Source organism: Campylobacter showae CC57C, assembly GCF_000344295.2.
Lineage (GTDB): Bacteria > Campylobacterota > Campylobacteria > Campylobacterales > Campylobacteraceae > Campylobacter_A > Campylobacter_A showae_B.
This window is the reverse complement of sequence record NZ_AOTD01000010.1, coordinates 1-6,169: the sequence shown is the minus strand read 5'-3', so window position 1 is coordinate 6,169 and position 6,169 is coordinate 1. Positions and strand designations below refer to the sequence as shown.

The following is a 6,169-nucleotide window of genomic DNA, read 5'->3' as shown; positions in this document are numbered from 1 at the left end:
ATAGTGACGATTGGAGCTGAAGTGGTGGTAAGATCTGGCCTACTGCCACCAACACCAGAAGTAAACTGATATGGATTTATATTGTTTACAGCGTTGTCTAAATTTCCGTACATTGCATTAACGTTAGATATATGTCCGCCTTGTAAAAATGAAACTTGGCTCAAGCTAACGCCGTCAGAAGAAGCGACAGAACCACCGCCAGCAGCAGTCTCTTCCAAATCTTGAATCTGCATGCCGTTAAGCAAGGCTTGTTGAATAGCAGAAACGTCAGCTACGGCTTCACCGCCAAAACCTTCGTTAAATACCGCGCTTTGATCAAGTGATAAAGTATCCTCGCCCACTAGAGCTACTTCTTTACCGTTATTTAGCGCTATTACTACCTTTGCAGAAGGGCTATCGGTCTTTATAACCTCTCCTAGATATACCACGTCTCCTATGTTTAGAGCCCTTTTGTTGCCGCTGCTATCTACTGCCGTAGCTGCGCCGCCGCTTATATCCTTTACGATACCTACTTTGCTTGCCATTGTTTTCCTTAGTATAAATTTTGATTTACGGGCGGATTATACACAGATTTGATACAATAATCTATTGTACCGGAGTACAATATGAGCCATATATTATGCTTTTTAAATTTAAAAAGTAATATGCTAAATTTGCATATTACTTAAATAATTCTTAAAGTTTTATACTAATTTTAAAACTAAATTTATATTTGCCGTTGTATAATAATCTCATAAATTTCAGTAATACCAGAAAGGAGCGAAAATGGAAGAGATCGTAAAGACCACCTGTCCATATTGCGGTACGGGCTGCGGCATCGATCTTATCGTGCGAAACGGTAGAATCGTAGACGCCAAACCTAGCAAAGACCACCACGTAAACGACGGCGAGCTTTGCTTAAAAGGAATGTTCGGATGGGAGTTCGTAAACTCTCCTAAACGCTTAAGCCGACCGATGATGAGAAAGCTAAACGGCGTCTATGACAAGCGCGGTGAGCTTGAAGAAGTGAGTTTTGAGGAGGTTTATGATTTCCTCGCGGATAAATTTAAATCCACCGTCGCAAAATACGGTCCAAGCTCAATCATGGGCTTTAGCTCTGCGCGCTCAAATAACGAAGACAACTACGTTTTCCAGAAATTTTTCCGAGCTCAGGGTAGCAACAACGTCGATCACTGCGCTCGTCTTTGACACGCTCCTACAGTGGCAGGTCTTGCCAGCACGCTAGGAAACGGAACGATGACGAACGATTTAGTAGAATTTGCGACCGATACGGACGTATTTTTACTCATCGGTACCAACACGAGCGAGTGCCACCCGATCATCGCTATGCAGATGCAGCGCGGACTTCAGCGCGGCGCAAAGATGATCGTCGTAGATCCAAAACGCACCGATATGGCCAAAAAGGCCGACATCTATCTGCAAATCCCGATCGGAGCGAATATCAAAACGCTAAACACGATGATGCACGTCATAATCGCCGAAAATTTGCAAGATAGCGAATTTATAGAAAAATACTCCGAGGGATTTGAATATCTAAAAGAAGCGGTTAAGGACTTTACGCCTGAGCGTTTCGAGCGCGAAACCGGTATAAAAAAAGAGCTCATCATAGAGGCAGCTAGAATGTATGCTAAAGCAGGCGCGGCGGCGATTTGCTACACGATGGGCATAACGCAGTTTAGCGACGGCACGTCAAACGTCTTTTCGCTATCAAATTTAGCCGTTTTAACGGGAAATTTAGGCAAAAAGGGCGCGGGCGTAAATCCTCTGCGCGGCCAAAACAACGTCCAAGGCGCATGCGACATGGGCGCGCTACCTAACGTCATCCCGGCAGGCGCGGTAAATAGCCCTTACGCGCAGGAGCAAGCGCGCAAAGTATGGCACTTTGAGCTAAATCCGGTTCCGGGCTTTAAGCTAACGCAAGCGCCAGATAAAATGGATAGCGGCGAGCTAAAAGTCCTCTACGTCTACGGCGAAAACCCCGTAATGAGCGACCCTTGGACCGAGCACTTCGTCCACGCCGTGCATCATCTAGACTGCTTTATAGTGCAGGATTTGTTTTTCACAGAAAGCGCGCACAAGGCCGACGTGGTGCTACCTGCCGCTGGCTGGGGCGAAAAGGACGGAACGTTTATAAACACCTCTCGCCGCGTCCAGCGAACGCGCAAAGCTAGCGAGCCCGTTAGCGGCGTGGAGCCTGACTGGAAAGTCGTTTGCAACATCGCAAACCGCATGGGGCTAGAGGGATTTGATTTTGCTGGTCCTGAGCAAATTTGGAACGAACTAAGAGAGCTCATGCCTAAATTTTTCGGCGGCATAAGCTACTATAGACTAGGCAAGCTAGGCGGTATCAGCTGGCCGTGCCCAGACGAGGAACACCCTGGCACGCCGGTACTTTACTCCGATCACAAGTCCATGCTACCGGGCGGTAAATTCCGCTTTGCGCCAGTGCTTTACTTAGACGATAAAAACGAACGCGCAAAAGCCGAGGCCGAATTTAGAACCAAGATGAATATCCCGGACGGCTATCCGGTCGGTAGCGGCGCGCTTAGCGAGGTGCCAGACGAGGTCTATCCGTGCTTATTTACGACGGGGCGCAAGGTCTATCACTACCACACAGGCACGATGACGAGAGAGTGTCCTGCTCTTGAATACGGCGCCGGCGTAGAGGGCGCGCTCATCGAGGTGAGCCCGGATATCGCTCGCGAGAGAGAGCTGGAGGAAGGCTGCTACGCGCTCGTGCAAAACAAACGCGGCCAGATTGCCGCCAAACTGCGCGTCAATCCGGATCTAAAAGAAGGCACGATATTTACGACCTTCCACTACAGCGAGGCCGACGGTAACGAGCTAGCAAACGCCGGCGATCCCGATCCACTCTCAGGTATCACACCGCTAAAGATGACGATAGCAAATATCAGGCGTCTAAGCGAAGAGGAGTTTATCAAATTTAGAGAGCAAAACGAGATGTCGATGCACTCGGCAAATCCGTATTTGTCGCCTGTTAGGGCTTAAATTTAGGGCGGGAGACCGCCCTTTTTCTACTTAAATTTCACCTACTTTTTTATTTCAAATTTACACGTACCACAAATTTAATACTCAAATTTAGTAAACCGTTCGCGCAAAATTTGATTAAATTTAAAGAGCCGAAGTTGGATAAATTTGATGAAGTTTTAAAACCGAGTCAAGTAGAATTTAAATTTGTGTCAAATTTGACGCAGCCAAACCGCGTCAAATTTGGTGTAATAGTTCGCCCCGCCAAAGCGAGGAGCGAAAATTTAGAAGCTGTATTTTAGCCTGTCGCCCGCGTAATAAGCAAGCTTCCAGGTCGGAGTTTGTTTTAGGTCTTTAAATCCGTAGCCGCGAGCCTTGACTCTGTCGCCGTAGATTTTCTCTATCATCGCTGATTCGCCCACTAGCAGCGCCTTTGTCGAGCACATTGCGGCACAAACCGGCACTTTGCCTTCGGAAATTCTATCCTGGCCGTACTCTTCGCGCTCGGCTTCGCTATTTGTCGGTAGCGGACCGCCTGCGCACATCGTGCACTTATCCATCGAACCTTTGGCGCCAAACACTCCCTCGCGCGGAAACTGAGGCGCGCCGAACGGACACGCGTATAGGCAGTATCCGCAGCCGATACAGATATCTTTGTCGTGTAGCACGACGCCGTCCGCTCTGATATAAAAGCAATCAACCGGACAAACGAGCGAACACGGAGCGTCCTCGCAGTGCATGCAAGCTATCGAGGTTGATATTTCCTCGCCGGGTATGCCCTCGTTTAGCGTGATAACGCGGCGGCGGCGGATGCCAAGAGGCAGCTCGTGAGCCTCGTCGCAAGCCACCGCGCAGCCGTTACAGTCGATGCACCTGTCGTCGTCGCAGTAAAATTTAAGTCTATTGTTGTCATTAAATTCGCTCATTTTACGCCTTTTCTATGCGGCATAGACCGCCTTTTGTTTCTGGGATTTGAGTGACTATATCGTAGCCGTAGTTAGTGACGGTATTTGCGCTCTCGCCTACCACATAAGGCCTCGTGCCCTCAGGGAAATTGTCCGTCATATCGACGCCCTGCATATATCCCGCCCAGTGAAACGGCAAGAAAATCATATCAGGCTTGACAGACGGTACGATTCTGGCGCGTACTTTGATTTTCGTGCCTTCCGGCGAATGAATCCATACGAAATCCCAGTGTTTAATGCCGTGTTTAGCCGCAAGATCCGGGTGAATATCCGCAAACATCTCAGGCGTGATGCGGCTTAGATACATACTAGCTCTCGTCTCCATACCCGCGCCGCTAAAGTTTACGAGACGAGCGGTGACTAGATTTATCGGGAATTCTTTCGAGAAGTCCTTACTTAGCTGCAAGCTCTTATACTTCGTAAATACGCGGTAGTGATTCGGCTTATCCTCAAAACTCGGATACTTCTGCGCAAGGTCTTGGCGCTGCGAGTGGATAGGCTCTCTGTGCTGCGGTATCTGATCGACGAAGGTCCAAACTACCGCTCTAGCGCGCGCGTTGCCATACGGAGCGATGCCCTTTTCCATGCATTTTTCGGCGATTATGTTGCTAGCGTCCGTCGCCCACGTAGCGCCCATTTTTTCGCGCTCTTCATCAGTTAGCGTGATGCCTAGTATCTTTTCGATATTATCTTTTTTGATCTCCGGATATCCGCCGCTTTGAGCGCCGCCTACAGGCGCGCTACCGTCGGCTGCTAGCTGATTTACGCCGTTATGCTCTAGGCCAAAGCGGTTTCTAAAGCCCATACCGCCTTGCATTACCGGTCTGTTTATATCGTATAAATTTGGACTACCAGGGTGCTTTTCCGTCCAGCAAGGCCACGGCAAGCCGTAGTATTCGCCAGCCACCTCGGTACCCTCTTTGCCCATTAGCGTTTTTTCGTCAAATTTATCCCAGTTAGCTTGATGGCGTTTTAGGCGCTCCGGCGTCCAGCCAGTTAGGCCGATGCTTTTTACAATGCTAGCGATCTCGCGAGTAGCGGCTTCTGGCCACTCGATCTTGCCCTCGGAGTCTCTGATTGTGCGAGTTAGCTCGTCGTAAAAGCCTATTCTCTTTGCAAGCTCAAATAAAATTTCGTGATCGGGCATACTCTCAAACAAAGGCTCTACGACCTGGCTTCTCCACTGGCCGCTGCGGTTTGTAGCTACGACCGTGCCGCTGGTTTCAAACTGCGTCGCCGCAGGCAGTATATAGACGTCGTCTTTTTTATTTGTGATAACGCCGGCGTCATTTACGAAAGGATCAAGCAGTACCAAAAGCTCAAGCCCGTCAAGACCCTCTTGAACTTTTACTTGTTGCGCGGTTGAAGTGATACCGTTACCGATAACCACAAGTGCTTTTAGGCTATCGCCTGCGTTTTCAATTGGGTCGTTGCCGTTTTTGCCGTCAAGTACGCCAGCCCACCAGCGAGCTAGAGTAAACCCTGGCTTAAACATCCACTCAGGTTTTACGAAATTTCCTTGTAGCCACTCGTAGTCTACTTTCCACATTTTAGCGAAGTATTTCCACGTAGCTTCGTTTTTGGCATAGTATCCAGGCAAGCTATCTGGCGCGTTTGCCATATCGCTAGCGCCTTGAACGTTATCGTGACCGCGCAAGATGTTGCAGCCGCCGCCGCTTACGCCCATATTTCCTAGTATTAGTTGCAGGATCGGGGCGATACGAGTGTTTGAGCTGCCTATGGTGTGCTGAGTTAGACCCATCGCCCAAACGACCGAACCAGGGCGGTTTTTAGCAAAAACTTCAGTTATCTCTTTTAGCGTCGCAGCCGGTACTCCAGTTACGTCTTCTACCACTTCAGGAGTCCATTTTGCAGCCTCTTTGCGGATCTCGTCGATACCGTATGTACGGTCTTCTATAAATTTCTTATCTTCCCAGCCGTTCTCAAAGATGAGATTCATCATACCGTACATAAAAGGTATGTCCGTGCCTGGGCGAATTTGAGCGAAATAATCAGCCTTTGCAGCAGTTCTCGTGTATCTTGGATCGACCACGATTAGCTTTGCGCCGTTATTTTCCTTCGCTTTTAGAAAATGCCTAAATCCTACCGGGTGGTTTACAGCCGGATTTGCGCCGATTATAAAGATAGACTTCGCGTTTTGGATATCTCCAAGATGGTTTGTCATAGCGCCATAACCCCACGTATTCGCCACACCG

Annotated in this window: 5 protein-coding genes; 2 read left to right on the top strand and 3 right to left on the bottom strand. The window is 48.9% G+C overall.

The window, feature by feature from the left end; all coding sequences use genetic code 11:
* Positions 1-524 (bottom strand): retention module-containing protein (locus tag H740_RS00680; protein WP_004321989.1); only part of this gene is annotated, 524 nt, incomplete at its 3' end.
* Positions 525-765: 241 nt separating this feature from the next.
* On the opposite strand from H740_RS00680, the gene H740_RS00670 reads away from it, so the two are divergent.
* Positions 766-3,009 (top strand): molybdopterin oxidoreductase family protein, encoded by a 2,244-nt coding sequence (locus tag H740_RS00670; protein ID WP_231679286.1) that lies wholly within the window; start codon positions 766-768, stop codon positions 3,007-3,009.
* A 137-nt stretch (positions 3,010-3,146) separates the two neighbouring features.
* Entirely contained in the window at positions 3,147-3,290 is a 144-nt protein-coding gene (locus H740_RS11615; protein ID WP_156318375.1) for a hypothetical protein, read from the top strand.
* On the opposite strand, the gene fdh3B is transcribed toward H740_RS11615, so the two are convergent.
* Entirely contained in the window at positions 3,273-3,914 is a 642-nt protein-coding gene (fdh3B, locus tag H740_RS00665; protein ID WP_004321984.1) for a formate dehydrogenase FDH3 subunit beta, read from the bottom strand. The two genes, H740_RS11615 and fdh3B, sit on opposite strands and share 18 nt — an antisense overlap.
* Before the next feature lies 1 nt (position 3,915).
* The coding region (locus H740_RS00660; protein WP_002950325.1) for a formate dehydrogenase subunit alpha at positions 3,916-6,169 on the bottom strand (2,254 nt) is incomplete at its 5' end.

Bases quoted from the DNA above. Each gene is read 5' to 3' on its own strand.
- fdh3B (WP_004321984.1), bottom strand. From the start codon at position 3,914: ATGAGCGAATTTAATGACAACAATAGACTTAAATTTTACTGCGACGAC.